This is a genomic window from Bacillus sp. z14 (2026) (assembly GCF_058313575.1).
In genome coordinates, this window is the sequence record NZ_JBZFQK010000004.1 from 1 (window position 1) to 20089 (window position 20089).

Consider the following 20089-nt stretch of genomic DNA (forward strand, 5'->3'; position numbering starts at 1 on the left):
CTAATGTTGTTTTTACGTAGAATTACTTTTTTACGAGAAGAAGTACCTGATTTAAATACGTACCCATTCACTGTGCCTGCAATTAGAGGAATGAATACATTGGACTTAAAAAGTGAAGTAACATTTTTTGTAGGGGAGAATGGTTCAGGAAAATCTACTTTGCTTGAAGCAATTGCTTACAAATGTGGGTTTAATACAGCAGGCGGAGGAATAAACAATATATACGATGTAGATTCATCCCACGCTGCTTTGGGAAAATACATTCGTTTGTCTTGGTTGCCAAAAATCAATCAAGGTTTCTTTTTAAGGGCTGAAAGTTTTTATCATTTTGCGTCTCATCTGGATCAACTAGCCAAGGAAGACCCGACTATTTATCAAGCATATGGAGGTAAATCATTACACCACCAGTCTCACGGAGAATCTTTTTTATCGCTATTTTTAAACCGTTTTTCGGGTAAGGGCATTTATATATTGGATGAACCCGAGGCAGCATTATCACCAGCTCGCCTATTAGCATTTATGAGAGTTATTTATCAATTGGTGAGTAGCGGAAACGCTCAATTTATCATCGCCACACATTCGCCTATTCTTCTGGGGTATCCAAACGCACACATCTTTAGTTTTGATTCCAATGTAATCGAAAGTGTCAGATATGAAGACACAGAACATTATCAAATAACAAAGGGTTTTTTAGATAGAAAGGAAAGGTACTTAGAAGAGTTATTTTTAAATGACGAGGATTAATAAAAATATAGCTTACTCCGCTAACAAAGACATTGGTCCAAGAAGGATTAATGCCTTTTTGTGTTGAATTTCTTATGGAAGTAACGGGGCAGGTTTGTTTAAGAAGGTTATAGGTGAATCAATCACTATGTTTATTATAGAAAGGCTGTTTTCGTAAAGATTGTTGCTTTTGAATAAAAAGGGAAGCTGAAAGGGTGCTCTTATGTCAAAGAAAACTGTCATTCGAATTTTAATTGCAATTGTTATTATAGTAATTGGCGTAGTAGGGTATGTTCAAGGAAAGCACTATGTAACAAGGAAAGAAGTTAAAGACTATCTCTTAACTGAGAAAGGATACTCTGAATCTGATATTGTTGAAACTGAATCACTTATAGGTAATCTATCTGGTGATAGCAACTGGTTAGTATTAGTGAGGATAAAAGGGGACGACGGGCGCTACTACTATTATTATGATCGGGATAAAGATAAAGTTATTTTATTGACTTATATCTTAGGTGATACAGAGTATAGCGACCCATCTGAAGCACCGAAAGAATAAGAGGGAGGCAGATTGCCTCCCCTACAGTACAACTTAGTGTAGCCTATCCAACCTTCTTGAACAAAAGGGTCAGCATTCCTGTAATGAATGAAGAGTGTGGAGTAAGTTTGTGAAGAAACGTACTTAAACTAATAGGGGCGTTGATCCAAGAAGAAGGATTAATGCCTTTTTGTGTTGAATTTCTTATTGAACAAACGGGGCAGGTTAGTGGAACAGTATCATATGGAAAACTTATGAGTGCTAATAATTGTTTTGAAATTTTATCACGGAAATATATGGCATAAAATAAGGGTGGGAAGTACACACGTCGCTGCTGTTAGTTAATTATCAATCTTACTCAAATAATTCTGATGAAACTAACTAAATGTGAAATGGGGGATGTTAGGTGGGAATTGATTTTCATAATGAGGAAAATCGAAATACTTATACAACTCGAAATGCCGATAATTCGTGGATTGACGCTATTAAAGACCTTGTACCAATCGAAAATATAACCAAGGCATTGGATATAGGATGTGGCGGTGGTATTTATTCTAAGGCACTGTCTGATATGGGGATATATTCTGTTACTGGCGTCGATTTTTCCGAAGCAATACTTGAAGGTGCAAGAGAAAACTGCAAAGAACACCAAAATATATCTTTTAAGCAAGGTAACGCTTTTCATACTGGATTAGAAAGTAATAATTTTAATTTACTGCTTGAAAGAGCATTGATACATCATATAGATGATTTGCAAAAATGCTTTAAAGAGGCATATAGATTATTAAAACTTAAAGGATATTACATTATTCAAGACCGAACACCTGAAGATTGTTTATTAAAAGGTAATGATAGTCATATTAGAGGGTACTTCTTTGAATTATTTCCAAAATTAATTGAAAAAGAGACTAATCGCAGACACAATAGTCAATTAGTAATAGAAACACTTAAAGAAGTGGGATTTCTAGAAATTGAGGAAGTTAAGTTGTGGGAAACAAGAAAAGTGTACATTGATAAAAAGCAATTACTAAAAGACTTAAGTGAGAGAACAGGAAGAAGTATTTTACACGAATTAAACAATAAAGAATTAAAATTACTGGTGAATTATATAGATGAATCATTTTCTACTGAATGTAACATAGTTGAAAAAGATAGATGGACTATTTGGAAAGCAGTTAAATAATTGGATGGCTTGATTTAGCTTGTGAAAGTATGTACTTAAACAAACGGGGGCATTGATCCAAAAAGAAGGATTAATGCCTTTTTGTGTTGAATTTCTTATGGAACAAAAGGGGCAGGTTAGTTGCATAAGAAAAATAATATATAAACCCTTTAAAAAAAGTGAGTAATTACTCACTTTTTTTATTGAAAACCAGTTAACTTGGAATTATAATCAACCTAAGTGAGTAAACGCTCACTTTTGAAAGGAGGATTACATAATGAATGAAACTAATACTATTCAAATACAAGCAGTAACGAAAAGTTTCGGCAAAAAAGTGGTATTAAAAGATATCAACTTAGATATTAAACAAGGTAGTATCTATGGTTTTATAGGGCCTTCAGGAGCAGGAAAAACAACCTTGATAAAGTTGATTGTTGGAATGGATTTTCCTGATGAAGGTTACGTCCATTTATTAGGTGAAAAAATGCCTAATTTAAACATCTTGCAAAAAATTGGCTATATGGCACAATCAGATGCCTTATATGAAGCACTTACTGGTAAAGAAAATCTTATGTTTTTCGCATCGCTCTTTAAATTAAACAAAACTGAAAAACAGAAACGGATTGCCTATGCAGCACAATTAGTTAACTTGACCGCAGATCTTAATAAAAGAGTGTCAGCGTACTCAGGTGGTATGAAACGTCGATTATCTCTTGCAATCGCTTTAATTCAGGATCCCCAAGTTTTGATATTAGACGAACCTACTGTGGGAATAGATCCTGAATTAAGATTAAGTATTTGGAATGAGCTGTTAAGATTGAAAAACGAGGAAGGCAAAACGATTATTGTAACGACTCACGTAATGGATGAAGCCGAAAAATGTGATTATATCGCAATGGTTAGAGATGGTTCATTCATAGCATCTGGCACACCTCGCCAATTGAAAGAACAATATAATGTCAATAGTTTAGATGAGGTATTTTTGGATGCTGGGAGGAAAGTACAATGAGAACAGTAGCACTTATTAAGAGGATTTTATTGCAAATACTTAGAGATAAGCGTACATTGGCTCTTCTCTTTGTTGCTCCATTATTAGTATTAACACTAATGAACCTAGTCTTTAATGGAAATACCGTTGATCCTGTTTTAGGAGTTGCTAATGGGAATCAGCAAATCATCGAAAAATTAGAAGACGCAGATATTGTAGTAAAAGAATATAACAAAGTTTCTAATGTTAAGGATATGATACTTGATAAAGATTTAGATGGTTTTTTACAAGTGGAAGGCGATCAAACAACCTTAACTTTACTGAATGATGATCCGACAATAGCAAAAAGCTTAGAAATGAAAGTAAAGCAAATTGATACTCAAGCAAAGCAATTAAAATTGATGGGGACTAACGCAATACAGAGTGAATTGCTCTCACAAGATTCCTTGAACACAAATTATGTTTATGGCAGCAGTGAAACAGAGCTTTTTGATACCTTTAGTCCTATTTTAGTCGGGTTCTTTGTCTTCTTCTTCGTCTTCTTAATCTCTGGCATAGGCTTATTAAACGAAAGAACAACTGGCACGTTGGAACGACTATTAGCAACCCCTATTAAAAGAGGAGAGATTGTCGCAGGATACCTTGTTGGCTATGGTTTACTGGCATTGATACAGACAGTTATAATCGTTTTGTTTGCGATAAATGTATTAGATATGGTTTTAGTTGGTTCCATTTGGACTGTTATGTTAATCAATGTCATCATCGCCCTTGTAGCCTTGTCACTTGGAATATTATTATCTTCTTTCGCAAGTTCCGAGTTTCAGATGATTCAGTTCATACCAATTATTATTGTGCCACAAATATTCTTCTCAGGTATTTTCTCCATTGAGGGAATGGCGGATTGGCTACAAGTATTCGCAAACTTTATGCCGTTGTATTATGCAGCAGATGCATTAAAAGGAGTAATGTACGAGGGCTTAAGTTTATCTGAAATTAGTAGTAATCTATATATTCTATTGGCTTTTGCAGCAGTATTTATCGTTTTAAATTTGTTTGCTTTGAAAAAGTATCGTAAGCTATAATACGGAAGCGATACAGCTTTACGCAAAGATGGTGATTTAAATGGTTAATAATAATCTACTGGATGAAATGGCTAAAATACTTGAAAAATCCAATAAACAAACGGTTAAGCAAAAGAAAATTATTGAGGTTGCTATCACCTCTTTTGCGGAAAAAGGATATTCAAATACATCAACATCTGAAATAGCTAAAAAAGCAGGCGTAGCAGAAGGAACAATTTTCAAACATTATGGAACAAAGGAAAATTTATTGTTATCTATAATGGTTCCTTTTCTAAAAGATTTTTTTCCTACGATGGCAGATGAACTCATTAGGGAATTAATGAATGATAAGCGTTCTTTTGAGGAATTCTTAAGAGTTCTTTTAACAAATCGTAGTGCTTTTCTTGCGGAAAATAGAGAAATATTTCAGGTGTTCATTAAGGAAATATTTTATAAAGAGGAACTTAGAAACGAATTCCTTCCCTTTGTTTTAGAAGTTGGATCCAATCACTTAATAAAAGTGATTGAAGCGTTTAAACAACGGGGCGAAATTAGAGATATACCGAATGAAATAATTTTAAAAATGCTAGGCACTGTAATAGGTGGATTATTTATTTCTAATTTTGCATTGTTAAATAAACATTCGGTTAGCGAAAATGAAATTGAGGAAGCCATATTTTTTATACTGAATGGTCTTGGACAATCTCCTCAATAGAGGGATTTTTCTTTGAAGATTATGGATAACCTCTCTTTTCATTTAAAGGCAGCTATATTTTAGCTGCCTTTCCTTTTTATACAGAAAAATGATGGAATTATGCCAATTCACATAATAAACATTGTGAATGTTTGTACTTAAACTAACAGGGGCGTTGATCCAAGAAGAAGGATTAATGCCTTTTTGTGTTGAATTTCTTATTGAACAAACGGGGCAGGTTAGTGGAAGAAGATAACAAAGAATTGTTAAGGCATATAGTCTGGAACAATTGGTTAATAAAATGACAGGGGAGAATGATATAGAAACTTCTATTTTGTATTATAAAATACATCAAAGCAATGTTAAACCTAATGACTATATTAATTGGGCTTTGAGGATGTTGGAAAATGATTATTCATCTTTTTCTTTGAATATCCTTTCTTCTCTAAGAGAACCTCTTAATATCTTTGAGGTGGAAGGTTATTTTAGAAATGCTGTAAGTGAGCTAAGCATAAAGGAACCAACATATACAGAATGTGCAGAATTTTACATTCATCAATTATCAAAAAAGATACTAGAAAATGAAAATAATGCGATTGATATAGCATATCAGATTTATGAGATAGTTCAAGACCTAGATTATCCCGAAGACCTAGAAGAATGGTACAACATCAGCGAATTTTTAGATGATTTTAAATATGGAGATAATCATTCTAAATTAAGTAAGGTCGCCTTAATTAGAACTATCGTGAACGAAGCAAAAAATCACTTAAGAAGAAACAGCAAGTAAAGGTTCTTATTTAACTACGGGGGTGTTGATCCAAAGGAGGATTAATGCTCTTTTTTGTTGAATTCCTTATTGTAGAAACTGGGCAGTTTAGCGGAAGAAGGAATGTAATACTTTAAGGGGGATTACTATGCAAGATTTAGAAGTCAGGAAAAAGTTCTTTTTGTCGCTTCTTATTTTCCCGCCAATTGGTCTCTTGATTAGAACATACGATGAACTGTCATTGGTAAAGGAAGGCATACTGACTACGGATATGTATGTTTTGATTTTAATTACAATAGTCGGAACAGTTGGGTATGTGAATGCCAAAAAGAAAAATAAACAGTAAATAGATGTCAGTATGTTCTAGTCATTATTAGACAAAAGGGGCAGTTTAGTTAAAGAAGAAAATGAGGAAGCGTGCGATAGATTATTCTATGCACGCCTTTTGTTTAAGGGATATCTATTATTATTGGTTCTACAGGTGAATGTGTTTCAGCATATGATGGCCAAACAGTTAAAGTTGTATTTCGCAGCAATTTAGGAATAACTAATTTTCTAACAATAGTTGTCTCATCTCCATTTGTTAGTTGATCGATTTTCCCATCACTTGTTCCTTCCTCTGTTAATTTAGCATTACTGTCAACATTCAGCATTGCAAAAGAGGAATCTAATTTCGCCTTTGGATAAGTTACGCTATAAATGATGGCAGTAGAAGCTTTACCAGTTATAACAGAATCCACTTTAAATACCACATCGCCCTCTGGATTCGTGCTTTCTTTGTTTTCAAACACGTATTCCTCGACTGGGTTTTGTTGCACAGGTACATCAAATTGCCAATTGCCTTTGTTCATCCCTATTTCTTCAAAGGAAATGGGAATGGTATCATTCTTAGGCAGGTCCTTATATGGATAAACAATTCGGATATGTCCAGTATATCCATCTCTCGTTTTTGTCAAAGTAGTCAGTTCCTTTGTCTCATCCGCCAATGGGTCGCCATTAAACAATTCATATAATGCATAATAATATCCATCTTTCTCCTGGAGATTCCCTTTCACATCAAACGTAATTCCAATTAGATATCCGTCATAGTATGCACTTGTTAACGCAACATCCACACCATTGCTTGTAAAGGTCTGATTGAGCTCCTTCACTAGATTTTGCTTTTCTAAGTTCCTCCCAACCATATCGTTAAAGGTTGCATACAAACCTCCGATTATTGGTGCATCCGCCAACACTCTTGAAAAAGAAGGGACGATGAAGCTAGAAGACATTAGGGTTACCGCAGCAGCAGTTGTCATAAGCCAAGTCTTTAAAATAGATTTTTTCCTTTTCTTAGGTCGTTGTTCTTCTACCGATCGACTAATCCCCATTTTTATTGATTGTAAAACATCTTCTTTTGGTACATCGACTTCGTTAACTTTGTTAGAGAATGTGTTTTTGTCCATCAAAATAATCCCCTCCTAATAACTTTCGTAACAGTTTTTTTCCACGGCTCAAATATGTTTTAATGGTATTCTCAGGTGTGTCTAAGGTTTTGGAAATTTCCTTCAAACTCATATCGTTATAATAGAAAAGGATAATACTCGTCCGATATTTTTCTGGTAATTTCCCTATCGCTTCAGTAAGGTCTATCTTTTCATCAATTTTTTCTCTCGGTAAGGTGAATTGTTCTGCTAAAGCAACTACATTTTGCCTTTTCTTTTGAACATCATACGCACAGTGAATGAGAATTCTTGTTATCCAAGTTAAGAAAAATTCTTCGTGCCTTAATTGCTTTATGGAGGAGAATGCCTTATAAGCTGTCTCTTGTATGACATCTAGAGCATCATCTCGATTTCCAACATACAGATATGCTGTTCTATATAAGCGATCGCTATGTACAATTAGCAATTGTTCAAATGCTTCTGAATCACCCTGAATCGCTTTTCTGATTAAAATCAACTCATCCAACTTTTTTCCCTCCTTTCACTCATTAGAGGTGGATATATGTTAAAAGGTTTCATTTTTTTTAAATATACTATTTTATCGGTTTAGATGTTAGGAGTATGAAATTGATTGGGAAATGAAATATCAAATTATAGGTGGTTTTTTAGTGATTAGAGAGTTTCTCTATTGAATTATTGTTAATAAATACACTTAAACTAACAGGGGCATTGATCAAGGAGGATTGGTGCTCTTTTCTGTTGAACTTCTTATAGAAGTATCGGGGCAGGTTAGCTTTAAATGCTCATTGTTATTTACATATTTAACCACTTACATTACCATTGAAATATCATTGATTTAAGAAGGTGTGGAATTTGGATTTATTGATGTTTTGTTTATTGTTCGCTGGGATTTTTGCGATATATAATGCCTTAAGAGTTTTGAATAACAATATTATTGATCAAACAAAAGAAATAAGAAAATTAAACAAGTCATTAAACAAAGAAAAGGATTAATGACTTGTTTAATTTCATTGGCTCAATCAATTTATATAATTGGTCGATTGAGTCTTTTTCTATGCTGCTAAAGGGGCAGGTTAGTTGAAGATCGATATTAAACTTATGTTCAACAATCGGTCCATATTGTCAAGTAAATATTTACTTGTATAGCATTACATCAGGTAAGACCGTATCGTAAGTAAGTACGGAATTATAAAATATCTACCTGAGATGCTGTTTAGTCAGCATCTCAGGTAGATATTTTAATTAGGATATGTTAAATTTCAACGTTGAAAAATGAGAGAAGATTTTAAGTGGTAATTAGTAGTAGATTTAATTTTCTTATTAAATAATTGTAGATAGCCGTAAAGGAGGCTATCCCTCTTTTTCTTAACATTCAATTTTAACAGAGCTAAAGTCTTAAAAATTTTACGGTTTGTTAGAATGTGGGGTTTATCATTCACATCTATTTTCATTTTACATTTTGCTACGAATAATAACATTAATGTTATACTCCGTTGGTAGATTTACTACTAAAATAGTATTTATAATTACATATGAGAGGATGAAAAGTATGATTAATATGAATTTATGCTCGATGAGAAAACGTCATAATCTAACTCAGGAGCAATTAGCCCAAGAATTAAATGTTTCACGTCAAGTAATTGCAAAATGGGAAAAAGGCGAATCGACACCAGATTTACACCATAGTATGAATATTGCCAATTTCTTCGGAGTAACCTTAGATGCGTTAGTAAACCATAACCCAGAAGAAATGGGTATAGATATTCCACCCAAAGGCCAGCATTTTTTTGGGACAGCAACAGTAGGGGAACGTGGTCAAATTGTAATTCCCAAAAAAGCCCGTGAAATTTTTCAAATTACCCCAGGTGATTCAGTCGTTATTATAGGGGATGAGGATCGTGGGTTGGCGTTAGCACCTGAAAAAATGATTAAACAGTTTTTAAATATGGTGAAAAATCATCAAAAAGAGGAGGAATAAATTAATGAGTGCTGCAATTGAACTTCAAGGTTTATCAAAACGCTTTAAAGAAAAAGTTGCCGTTTCTCCGATGACACTTACGATTAACCAAGGTGAACTATTCGGACTCCTTGGAGTAAATGGTGCTGGTAAAACGACAGTTATCAATATGTTAAGTGGCCTTGCCAAACCGACTTCAGGAGATGCGCTTGTACTTGGGCATTCGCTTAGTAAAGAGTTGCCAAGTATTCGGGGATTACTCGCTGTCTCACCTCAGGAAACGTCCATTGCACCAAATTTATCTGTGCGCGAAAATTTATTATTAATGGCACGCATTCACGGCTTTTCGAAGGATGAGTCCATTGAAAAAACGGAGGCTTTAATTAGCCAGTTTTCACTACAGCCTTACGAACATCAACGTGGTAAAAAATTATCCGGTGGTTGGCAACGAAAGTTAAGTATTGCAATGGCTCTCATTGCAGATCCAAAAATTTTATTTTTAGATGAACCTACATTAGGGTTAGATATTATTAGCCGCCAGGAACTATGGGCAATGATTAATAAACTGAGAGAGACGACTACAATTGTACTTACGACGCACTATTTAGAAGAAGCGGAAGCATTGTGTGATCGCATTTGTATTATGAGGGATGGCGAAATAAAGGCACTAGGTACAGTAGACGAGCTCCTTACAACAGCAAGTAAAGAAAACTTTGAGGATGCATTTGTGCATTTCGTAACAGGAGGCGAATTATAATGAGGGCATTGGCATTTGCTGGACGTTGTACGAAAGAAATTGTACGTGACCCGATTTCATTATTTTTTGGTATAGTCTTTCCAATCATTTTACTTATGATTTTAACTGCGATTAATCGCAATGTTCCAGAAGCACTTTTTAATATTGAACATTTGACACCTGGCATCGCAGTATTTAGCCTTTCTTTCATTGCTTTCTTTGCAGCACAAACGTTAGGAAAAGACCGTTCTACTTCTTATTTAATAAGATTGCTAACTACTCCTATGAAAGCAAGTGATTTTATTATTGGATATACGCTTCCTTTAGGGATATTTGCTGTGCTTCAAAGTATTACTTGTTTTATAACCGCTTACTTTTTAGGTTTGGAGCTATCTTTCAACCATGTATTTGCATTTATTGCCTTACTCATTACATCTACTATTTTCATAGGAATCGGACTGTTATGTGGCTCCTTATTTAACGAAAAGGCAGCAGTAGGCTTATGCGGAGCTTTATTAACTAACTTAACAGCATTTTTATCTGGCGCATGGTTAGATTTATCGTTAGTTGGAGGAGCTTTTGAAAAAGTCGCTTATGCCCTGCCATTCGTCCACGCTGTTGATTTAGTTCGAGCAATTGTGGCAGAAGACTTTAGCGCAATGTTTCCCCATTTATATGTTGTGGTAGTTTATGCAGCTGTCCTTTTTAGTCTTTCGATTTTTATTTTCAAATATAAAATTCAGCAAAATTAATAGTTAATCAAACTTACGTTACTTAAACGTAGGTTTTTTTATTAAAATTAATAGCTCTGTTAAAGTTGATTATTGAAATAGAAAGCGCTAGCCTCCGTTACGTTGCTGAAAATAAAAAAATACTTTCTTAGACAAATTAGAAAATGAGCTTAAAAGCTGATTGTTATTCAATTAAAAGGCGCAATTGTTGAATAAGATTGCTTCTCTTTTCCTTATTGAACTAACGGGGGCGTTTGTTTAAGAGCAAGTATACCGACTTTCTTTCTGAAGGTGCCTGTTTTCATATCTCGAATAAATATTAGACAAAAGCAACAATCCTTACGAAAACAGGTAAAGATGTTGATAAACCCACCAACATCCCTTGTGTTGCCACATACACTCCACACACGTGGAAAGTGTAGCAAAATTAGTATTGAAATAAGGCAGTTGCCCTTTGGCGCTGCTTTTTTCTTTTCCCTGTAATTAGATTTAAGTACTGTACTTTTTCAATATATAGCAGTAGAAAATTTTCTTAATGATTTCAATCGGTAATACTATTTAAAAAAATTTGGTAGTCGTATCCTCATAATTCTTTCGCCTTTCAAGTCCAATACAGACCCATAAAAGCAAGCTATATTTTTCTATGTATTTATATCTACTCTCATTCTTAGCTCCCCTTTGCTGATTTCTATTCGGGAATATTTCCGTTTTCCTTGCTCTAAAGAAAACGTTCCCTTTGGGTTTAAAGCAAACTGCTAATAGACAAGTGAAAAAGGAGGGTATCAAAAAGAGCGAAACCACAGATGTGATTTCGCTTACTCCTTAACTATATCGCTTAATTCCATTGACCCGCTTTTTCTAATTTTTCTTTACCTTTGAACGCAATGATGATTAACAAGACACTTAACAGAATCATCCCTGCAACAGCATATAACACGTATAGATAGCTGCCCGTTGCATCAAATACAAACCCATAAGCAGGGAGCGCCGTAATACCTGCTAATGCTAATCCTAATGCTGCCGTTCCATAAATGGCGCCATATTCTTTCGTGCCGAAGATAGAAGTAGTCAATAACGGTCCTAGCGTTCCAACTGATGAAGAAACAAATCCAAATAATCCGATTGCCACTGAAAATACCATTGGATTGTCTGGTATGAAGATCAATAAGAAAACGGAAATCAATCCGACGAACATGGAGAAAAAGGTGGTTTTCTTTGCACCCATTTTATCGGTCAAGAAACCGAACACCAATGATCCAACTAAAACACCAAACATGAACACACCCATGACATTTCCGGCAAACTGGACATCATACCCAATGCTTTGTGCGTAAGGGGCAATAAATTGAGCAAAACTTGCAACCGCGGTAATTAAGAATAAAAAGAATAATAGAGCATAAAAGGCCAATGACTTTTTCGCCACTGCGGCTGTGACACCTTTGTTTTCTACCGTTTGTGCATCTTGTTTCGAATCGTTAGCTTCTACCTTGTCTAAGCCATAAGGTAATAGACCTTTTTGTAGTGGTGACATACGAATGAACAGTAAAACCACTGGTATTACAATGACAATCGCCGCAATCCCAACAATGATGTAAGAAGTTCTCCAACCTTGTGAGGCAATTAACGTTCCTACATTCGGTTGAATGATCGCCCCAAACATACCGCTCGCTGCCATCATAATACCAAGGGCTAGTCCGTTTCGTTTTTTAAACCATTGGTTTATAAGAACGGGACCTGCCAATTGTGTCACAAGAACACTACCGACAGACAGCGGAATCGCTAATAAATACCAGCCCCATACCGAATTCATCATTCCAAATAACGCAAATGCACCACCTTGTAACAGAATGGATACAATCAAGACCATACGAATATCGTATTTACCCATTATCTTTCCGGCAAACGGCAAGAATACCATCATCGCAATGGAAGAGACACTCAAGTATAGGGTAAGTTGTCCCATACCAACGCCTAAATCTTCTGACACAGGTGTTAAAAATAAACTAGCAGCATTATTTATGCCACCACGTGCAACACCCATCATAATGGCTAACCCAAACAATACCCACCAAGCAAAATGAATTTTTTTCTTTTTCTGTTGCATGTTCTACCCCTCCTGTCCCTGTATAATTTTTTCTTTCCATAACCCTTTGCTTTCGCAAAAAAATATATCAGTATGTTCTATATTTATTTTACCTTATAAAAAAGGAGAGTTACAATTTTGACCTTCCTCTTTTTTATATACTCACATAATACCTTTATCGAAGCTTAGTAGGATTAACACCTGTTTTTAATATAGCTAATGAAAAGTTCAAAGATTTTACTTAGTATATTGTTGAATCGGCTATATCAATAAGATCAATAGAAAGTAAGATTGGCAATTTAAAGGTGAAGCAACATAAGAGACATTTGGGACTTGCAAATAATTTGGCTGTTAGAAGCCAACTTACGCTTTCTATATATTCTTTTAGGTTATTTAAAAACATCACCAACATCCCATGTGTTGTCAATTACACTCCACACACGTGGAAAGTGTAGCGAAGCTTATATTAAAATAAGGAAGTCAGCCCTTTTTTGATCTGACCCAAGAAAGTTAGAAATAAATAGTCATGCTGCTTTGAGGACCTGAGTCCGTTATTCAACCGGGTTTAGGTCTTTTAATTTTGCCTTCATTCGTTTGTGATTGTAATAATGTGCCATCCAAACTTATGAAAAAGTGGCTATAAACTATTCGATTGGTAAATTCGAAACGAAGGGATATGAATGGACATATAAAGCGGAGAGTAACTGTGTTTTAGCAAAAAGGCAAGCCGGTGAAGTGTTTACGATAAGTAAAATTTCACCGGCTTTTTTGCATGCGAAAACGTGAAAAGAAAGGCCTTGCTTATAATATTTGAAATTGAAGTGAAGAGAGGGGTGAAATGAGATTAACTTTACGATTTGTCAGTAAATTCGAGGGCAATTACTATGAAAATTGCGGTACATGGAATTTATGGCTAACAGGGATCGGAAGCGAACGTTTTATTTATGCCCTCATAGCATTTTCAGCTCTTTTATCTGGTTATCCATTGTGTGGCCTAATGAACATGGTAAAGTCGCTTGAGCCTTGATGCATGCAAGTTCTGGGAATCTAATTGAAAATGCCCAAACAAGTCTGCACAGTTGACTACTTGGGCATTTTTACCTATGGAAAATCATTTGAACGAGAGCAAACGCAAAGAAATCCATTAGGTCCATCTGAAAATTCCACTAAGCCTTTGTATTGAATTTCATATGTTTAATACCAAGGAAATTTTGGAGATTTAAGGCTAAGCCTCCTAGAAGAGTAGCTCGTTCATTAAGTTTGCTGTTTCGAACAATTATACATTTAGAAAAAGTGCTATATAGATTATTTTTTAACATTGTCATCATTTCAGGAATTTCGCGGTAAAGAGAACTATTTAAAACGATAACCTCAGGGTCGTAATGGGCAATCATATTATTTATACCGAAACTTAAATAGCGTGTATTCTCCTTGACGACTTTTTTGGCATCAGTATCCCCATTGTTATAGTATTCTCTTAAAATAATTGCATTGACATAATCCATATCTTTTAATTGTGCAAAATATTCAAAGGAAGCTTTATTTGAGGCATAGGCTTCTAAACACCCGAGATTCCCGCATTTGCACTTCTTACCGCCAGCAGAGATAATTTGGTGGCCAATCTCTCCAGCGAACCCATGCGAACCAGTTTGTATAATTCCGTCTCGGACGATACCGGCACCTATACCTCCATGAATATTAATACTGATTAAACTAGAGGATTCAGATGTAAAAGTATACTCACCTAGCGCTGATAAGTTAGCTTCGTTTTCTAGAAATATAGGGTAATCAATTAGGCTTTCAGTTATTTCACGGAATCGAATCTTATCTAAATTGTAATGTGGAGTAAAAATAATATTTCCATTAAAAACAGGTCCATGAACAGCGATTACTACACCAATAATATCGTAGAGCGATTTAGGCTTTATCTTATCAAAAGAAGAGAATATCTCAGAAAAATAAGATCTGACGGTGTCTTCATTTAAGGTGATTGGTTTCTTCTCAATGTAGGAAATTTCTTCACCATCAAGATAAGTTAATAAGGCGCGAATGTAATTATATCCAACATCAATAGAGATAGAGAGACCGGATTTTCCATTGTATTGTAGCTTGATGGGTTTACGTCCGCCTAAATTACTGCTTTGACCACTGCCTGTTTCAGTGACTAAATTGTCATCCAGTAATTTCTTAACGATGCTAGAGACAGTAGCTTTAGTTAAACCAGTTATGGTAGCCAGTTCAGCTCGTGACACACCTAGATTATTAATAATCGTCTCCAGACAAAGGGATTCATTTTGAGTACGTATAATATAATGAGAGTTTTCCATATCATAAACACCTCCTTTGTTAATTTATTTATTAAACATACTAACTAATATACTAATAGATTTTTCATAAATTTACTAGTCATTTGTTGGAAAAGTAGTAATTTACTAGTCATTTGTTGGAAAAGTAGTAATTTAGTATAAATTTATTATAGTGCGAAAATTACTTGACTACTAAAATGAAAGCGACTACAATCAAGTTAGTAAAACATATAAACAAACTAACTTGCTTAGTTTGGGAGGAGGATTTCAGATGACTTATTTTCCGAATGTAGGAAAAATCAAGTATGAGGGAAAAAACTCAGATAACCCGTTTGCTTTCCGTTATTACAATCCAGAAGAGGTTGTGGCCGGCAAAACAATGAAAGAACATTTGAGATTTGCGGTCGCATACTGGCATACAATGACACAAGATGGTAGTGATCCATTTGGTTTGCCTACAAATCAACGAACTTGGTTTGGTGAAACAGCAATGGATACAGCTAGAAACCGTGTGGTCGCTTTCTTTGAAATTTTAGAGAAACTAGGCGTTGAATATTTTTGCTTCCATGATGTGGATATTGCGCCGGAAGGTAATTCTTTAGAAGAGTTCTATAGAAATCTAGATGAAATTACTGATTTGATAAAAGAACAAATGGATAGAACTGGAATCAAATTACTGTGGAATACCGCAAATATGTTTAGTCATCCAAGATATGTAAATGGAGCAGCTTCTACTAATAATGCAGATGTATTTGCTTATGCAGCGGCACAAGTCAAAAAAGGGCTTGATATTTCCAAAAAGTTGAACGGCGAAAATTATGTGTTCTGGGGCGGCCGTGAAGGCTATGAAACACTATTGAATACAGACATGGCTCTTGAACAAGATAATATTGCGCGTTTATTCAAGATGGCTGTAGCTTATGGAGAAAAGATTAATCATAAACCACAATTTTTGATTGAACCTAAACCAAAAGAGCCATCTAAACACCAATATGATTTTGATGCTGCTACCGCATTACAGTTTATCCAAAAATATGATCTTACTGGTGAATTTAAGCTGAACCTTGAAGCAAACCATGCTACACTTGCTGGCCACACATTTGAACATGAGATTGAAGTTGCACGCATAAATAATGCCTTAGGATCTCTCGATGCGAACCAAGGTGATGTTCTGCTAGGTTGGGACACAGACGAATTCCCAACAAATGTTTATGATGTTACGATGGCCATGTATGGTGTACTAGAAAATGGAGGAATTGCACCAGGTGGTATTAACTTTGACTCTAAAGTGCGTCGTTCCAGCTTTGAAATGGAAGATTTGTTCTTAGCCCATATTGCCGGTATGGACACATTTGCTAGAGGACTAAAAGCAGCGGCTAAATTAAAAGAAGATCGCTTCTTTGATAGTTTGAAAGAAAAACGCTATGCCTCTTTCTATGAAGGAATTGGAGCTTCCATTGTTAATGGCAAGGAAGACTTAGAAAGCCTGACAGAATACGCATTAAAATTAGATGACATCAAATTGGAATCCAGTCATATTGAATACGTGAAATCTCGCTTAAATGACTATCTATACTAAAAAGGATTTACATCTCCAGTCACAGTGTATAAGCTACTTAATCTTTTAAACCTATTATATAGTATTGATTTAACAGGGTACCGTCTTTATGGAATAGCGTATAAAGAACTTAAGAATGGAGTTTATCATGAAAATTACAAATCCTATTTTAAAAGGCTTTAATGCAGACCCTTCTATTATTCGCGTAGAAGATACCTATTATATTGCGACTTCTACTTTTGAGTGGTTTCCAGGTGTAAGGATTCATGAATCAAAGGATTTGATTCATTGGCAATTAGTTTCGCATCCATTATCAACTACTGAATTGCTGGATATGAAAGGAAATGCGGATTCTGGGGGAATATGGGCGCCGGATCTATCTTACGCTGACGGGAAATTTTGGTTAGTTTATACTGATGTGAAAGTGGTAAACGGTGCGTTTAAGGATTGTACAAACTATCTGACCACCTCAGAAAATATCCATGGCCCTTGGAGTAAACCAATCAAATTAAATGGAGTAGGCTTTGATGCTTCCCTTTTTCATGATGATGACGGGCGGAAATATCTGCTGCAAATGGAATGGGATCATCGAGAATACTATCATCCATTTAATGGTATTAAGTGCACGGAGTATTCTGTGCAGGATGAACGCTTACTTCCAGAAACCGCAAAGATTATATGGAAGGGTACGGATGTAAAACTGGTTGAAGGTCCACATCTGTATAAATTATTCGGAAAGTACTATCTTTTCTGTGCCGAAGGCGGAACAACTTATACACACCAAGAAGTTGTAGCTAGATCTTCTTCGATTTATGGTGAATATGAAAGTCAACCAGATACGTTCCTGACCGCTTTTAATCATCCTGATCATCCTTTGCAAAAATGTGGGCATGGGTCTTTAGTGGATACACCGGATGGAGAATGGTATTTCGCCCATTTAACGGGACGTCCATGGCACCATTCTTACGAATCTAGCCATGATCCTCGTGGCTGGTGTACGTTAGGAAGAGAAACTGCGATTCAAAAAGTTGAATGGTCGAAAGATTTATGGCCAATGATTGTTGGTGGAAAACAAGGATGCGTTGAAGTGGAACCGCCTAAAAATGTGGTGCCAAATAGTTATCCTTCTAACTATTTGGTGATGGATGATTTTGATCAACCAGAGTTAAACATTCACTTTAACACTCTACGTGTACCATTTACAGAACAAATTGGAAAAATCAAAGATGGTCATCTTGTATTGATGGGCTCTGGAAGCTTAACTAATCTGCATGAAAATTCACTTGTGGCTAGAAGATGGCAGGCATTTGAATTTGAAGCAGAAACAAAATTAAGCTATCACCCAACAACTTTTCAACAAATGGCTGGACTGACTAATTACTACAATAGTCAGCATTGGTCCATGGTTCAAGTAACCTGGAACGAGCTTAATGGTCGTGTAATTGAAGTGACTGAGAATAATCGTGGTGTACTCACTAGCTATTTAAAGGAAAGGGCAATTGCCATTCCAGAAGAAGTTCAATATGTTTACTTTAAGACGGTTGTGAAGAAGAGCTATTATACATATGCTTATTCATTTGACGGATTAACGTGGATAGATATTCCTGTCCAATTGGATGCCAAGATCCTATCTGATGATTATGTGAATCAAAGCTATGGCGGTTTCTTTACAGGTGCATTTGTAGGAATGGTGAACGTAGACTATTCTGGTTATGAGCTAGAAGCTAAATTTGATTACTTCAAGTATCAAGAAAAATAAATAAATTGTAGCTCTTAGTTACTTATTTTCTGAGAAAGGAGGATTAAGATACCATGAAAGATGAGATTTTATTTTCAATGACTGGTATTGAAAAAAGTTTTGGCAAGGTTCATGTATTAAAGAATACTCAATTTGAAGTCCGTAAGGGCGAAATTCATGCATTGATGGGTGAAAATGGTGCTGGCAAGTCTACCTTGATGAATATTCTAGCGGGACTATTAGATAAGGATGCTGGTGAAATTACTTTTGAAGGAAAACAGATAAGCAAAATGACACCAGATCTTGCATCCGAATTAGGAATTGCTTTTGTACATCAGGAATTAAACTTAGCAGAGGATTTATCAGTTGCAGAAAATGTCTTCATCGGACGTTTGCCGTATATCAATAAGTTTCTTGGGATAATTGATTTTAAAAAATTATATGAAGATACACAGTACTGGCTGAATATGGTTGGAGCTAAGGTGAAACCTACAGATCTTGTAAGCTCTCTTTCTACGGCAAATAAGCAGTTGATTGAAATTACAAAAGCTTTGAGCTTGAATGCTAAAGTAATTATTTTTGATGAACCAACAACGTCTCTTTCTGATAAAGATGTAGAAGTATTATTTATTATTATCCGTCGCCTAAAAGAGAAAGGCTTTTCGAGTATCTATATCTCTCACCGCATGAGAGAGATCTTTGAATTATGTGAACGGATTACAATCATGCGTGATGGAAATTACATTGCGACGGAGGAAGTAAAGAGTTTATCAGAAGACCAAATTATATCCATGCTTGTTGGTAGGGAAATAAAGGATTTATATCCCAAACAACCTACCGATATTGGACCTGTGCGCTTACATGTGAAAAACTTCACATGTAAGGCCGGGAAAGTAAATGATGTGAGCTTCGAAGCAAAGCGTGGAGAAGTAGTAGGATTTGCGGGGTTGGTTGGTAGTGGTAGAACTGAAACGATGCGATTGCTTTTTGGAGCTGATCGCCTAAAATCGGGAGAAATCACTATTGATAACCGTAAAGTAACCATAAAATCTCCAGTAGATGCAATTAAGAATGGGATTGGATTATTGACGGAGGATAGGAAGCACCAAGGGCTTTTCTTGGGACTATCAATTAAGGACAATATCACAATTACTAGCTTGAAACAATTCCTTCTCAATCAGAAGCAATTAGTCAAAATCACCAATGATTCCGTTGAAGAGGTGAATATAAAAGTTAGTGACATCGATAATCCAGTTTCTAGTTTATCAGGGGGAAATCAACAAAAAGTCGTACTGGCTAAATGGTTAAATGCGGATAATCAAATTTATATTTTTGATGAACCGACAAAAGGAATTGATGTAGGTGCAAAATCAGAAATCTATGCAATTATTAATCAGCTTGCTCTTCGAGGGAAAACCATTTTGATTGTTTCATCGGAAATTCCTGAATTATTGGGTACTTGCGATCGCATTCATGTCTTCCATGAAGGAAAGATAACCGGTGAGTTAATTGTTTCTGATTATAAGAATAGAAAAGATGAAGCACAAGAATTGATTATGAAATATGCAACTGGGAGTCAATGATAAATTTCTTATCCTAG

General features: G+C 35.4%; 19 protein-coding genes. 15 read left to right on the forward strand and 4 right to left on the reverse strand.

What is annotated here, in order from left to right; genetic code table 11:
* Positions 1 to 6 precede the first annotated feature (6 nt).
* From AC4G3O_RS14045 to AC4G3O_RS14080, 8 genes are all read left to right on the forward strand, one after another.
* Positions 7 to 744: an AAA family ATPase gene (locus AC4G3O_RS14045; protein WP_151675546.1), complete on the forward strand. Its 738-nt coding sequence runs from the start codon at positions 7 to 9 to the stop codon at positions 742 to 744.
* 202 nt (positions 745 to 946) lie between these two features.
* Entirely contained in the window at positions 947 to 1282 is a 336-nt protein-coding gene (locus tag AC4G3O_RS14050) for a hypothetical protein (RefSeq protein ID WP_491136378.1), read from the forward strand.
* A 385-nt stretch (positions 1283 to 1667) separates the two neighbouring features.
* Positions 1668 to 2444, forward strand: a complete 777-nt coding sequence (locus AC4G3O_RS14055) for a class I SAM-dependent methyltransferase (protein WP_491136379.1) — start codon at positions 1668 to 1670, stop codon at positions 2442 to 2444.
* Positions 2445 to 2700: 256 nt separating this feature from the next.
* Positions 2701 to 3432 carry an ABC transporter ATP-binding protein gene (locus tag AC4G3O_RS14060; protein WP_066108437.1) on the forward strand — a complete coding sequence of 244 codons (732 nt, stop codon included), beginning with the start codon at positions 2701 to 2703 and terminating at the stop codon, positions 3430 to 3432.
* A complete protein-coding gene (locus tag AC4G3O_RS14065; RefSeq protein WP_066108436.1) occupies positions 3429 to 4493 on the forward strand; it encodes an ABC transporter permease in 1065 nt (354 codons plus the stop codon). Before AC4G3O_RS14060 ends, AC4G3O_RS14065 begins: the two co-directional genes overlap by 4 nt.
* A 40-nt stretch (positions 4494 to 4533) precedes the next feature.
* A complete protein-coding gene (locus AC4G3O_RS14070) occupies positions 4534 to 5187 on the forward strand; it encodes a TetR/AcrR family transcriptional regulator (protein WP_066108434.1) in 654 nt (217 codons plus the stop codon).
* Between the two features lie 280 nt (positions 5188 to 5467).
* Positions 5468 to 5956: a hypothetical protein gene (locus AC4G3O_RS14075; RefSeq protein ID WP_140462136.1), complete on the forward strand. Its 489-nt coding sequence runs from the start codon at positions 5468 to 5470 to the stop codon at positions 5954 to 5956.
* Positions 5957 to 6083: 127 nt separating this feature from the next.
* Positions 6084 to 6281 (forward strand): hypothetical protein, encoded by a 198-nt coding sequence (locus tag AC4G3O_RS14080; protein WP_140462137.1) that lies wholly within the window; start codon positions 6084 to 6086, stop codon positions 6279 to 6281.
* Positions 6282 to 6384: 103 nt separating this feature from the next.
* Here AC4G3O_RS14080 and AC4G3O_RS14085 read toward each other — a convergent pair whose 3' ends face one another.
* On the reverse strand, positions 6385 to 7380 hold the full coding sequence (locus AC4G3O_RS14085; RefSeq protein WP_491136380.1) for a DUF4179 domain-containing protein: 996 nt from the start codon (positions 7378 to 7380) through the stop codon (positions 6385 to 6387).
* The gene (locus AC4G3O_RS14090; protein ID WP_491136381.1) at positions 7358 to 7885 is read right to left on the reverse strand and encodes a sigma-70 family RNA polymerase sigma factor; all 528 of its coding nucleotides are present in this window, start codon (positions 7883 to 7885) and stop codon (positions 7358 to 7360) included. The genes AC4G3O_RS14085 and AC4G3O_RS14090 overlap by 23 nt, the downstream gene beginning before the upstream one ends.
* Positions 7886 to 8929: 1044 nt before the next feature.
* On the opposite strand from AC4G3O_RS14090, the gene AC4G3O_RS14095 reads away from it, so the two are divergent.
* From AC4G3O_RS14095 to AC4G3O_RS14105, 3 genes are read left to right on the forward strand one after another with little or no spacing between them, the layout of a single operon-like run.
* Positions 8930 to 9358: a helix-turn-helix transcriptional regulator gene (locus AC4G3O_RS14095; RefSeq protein ID WP_066108432.1), complete on the forward strand. Its 429-nt coding sequence runs from the start codon at positions 8930 to 8932 to the stop codon at positions 9356 to 9358.
* Positions 9359 to 9362: 4 nt separating this feature from the next.
* On the forward strand, positions 9363 to 10094 hold the full coding sequence (locus tag AC4G3O_RS14100) for an ABC transporter ATP-binding protein (protein ID WP_066108428.1): 732 nt from the start codon (positions 9363 to 9365) through the stop codon (positions 10092 to 10094).
* Positions 10094 to 10825, forward strand: a complete 732-nt coding sequence (locus tag AC4G3O_RS14105; protein ID WP_066108426.1) for an ABC transporter permease — start codon at positions 10094 to 10096, stop codon at positions 10823 to 10825. The genes AC4G3O_RS14100 and AC4G3O_RS14105 overlap by 1 nt, the downstream gene beginning before the upstream one ends.
* An 814-nt stretch (positions 10826 to 11639) precedes the next feature.
* Here AC4G3O_RS14105 and AC4G3O_RS14110 read toward each other — a convergent pair.
* Positions 11640 to 12908, reverse strand: a complete 1269-nt coding sequence (locus AC4G3O_RS14110) for an MFS transporter (RefSeq protein WP_066108425.1) — start codon at positions 12906 to 12908, stop codon at positions 11640 to 11642.
* 817 nt (positions 12909 to 13725) lie between these two features.
* Here AC4G3O_RS14110 and AC4G3O_RS14115 point away from each other — a divergent pair.
* Positions 13726 to 13914 carry a hypothetical protein gene (locus AC4G3O_RS14115; protein ID WP_066108423.1) on the forward strand — a complete coding sequence of 63 codons (189 nt, stop codon included), beginning with the start codon at positions 13726 to 13728 and terminating at the stop codon, positions 13912 to 13914.
* Positions 13915 to 14053: 139 nt separating this feature from the next.
* Here AC4G3O_RS14115 and AC4G3O_RS14120 read toward each other — a convergent pair whose 3' ends face one another.
* On the reverse strand, positions 14054 to 15214 hold the full coding sequence (locus AC4G3O_RS14120) for an ROK family transcriptional regulator (protein ID WP_066108420.1): 1161 nt from the start codon (positions 15212 to 15214) through the stop codon (positions 14054 to 14056).
* A gap of 250 nt (positions 15215 to 15464) precedes the next feature.
* Between AC4G3O_RS14120 and xylA the strand changes: the two genes are divergently transcribed.
* The 3 genes from xylA to AC4G3O_RS14135 all read left to right on the forward strand — a co-directional run bounded on the left by xylA (position 15465) and on the right by AC4G3O_RS14135 (position 20072).
* The gene (xylA, locus tag AC4G3O_RS14125) at positions 15465 to 16772 is read left to right on the forward strand and encodes a xylose isomerase (protein ID WP_066108417.1); all 1308 of its coding nucleotides are present in this window, start codon (positions 15465 to 15467) and stop codon (positions 16770 to 16772) included.
* Positions 16773 to 16899: 127 nt separating this feature from the next.
* Complete coding sequence (locus tag AC4G3O_RS14130) at positions 16900 to 18510, forward strand: glycoside hydrolase family 43 protein (protein ID WP_491136382.1); 1611 nt, start codon at positions 16900 to 16902, stop codon at positions 18508 to 18510.
* A 53-nt stretch (positions 18511 to 18563) separates the two neighbouring features.
* A complete protein-coding gene (locus AC4G3O_RS14135; protein WP_066108411.1) occupies positions 18564 to 20072 on the forward strand; it encodes a sugar ABC transporter ATP-binding protein in 1509 nt (502 codons plus the stop codon).
* The last annotated feature ends 17 nt before the right edge of the window (positions 20073 to 20089 follow it).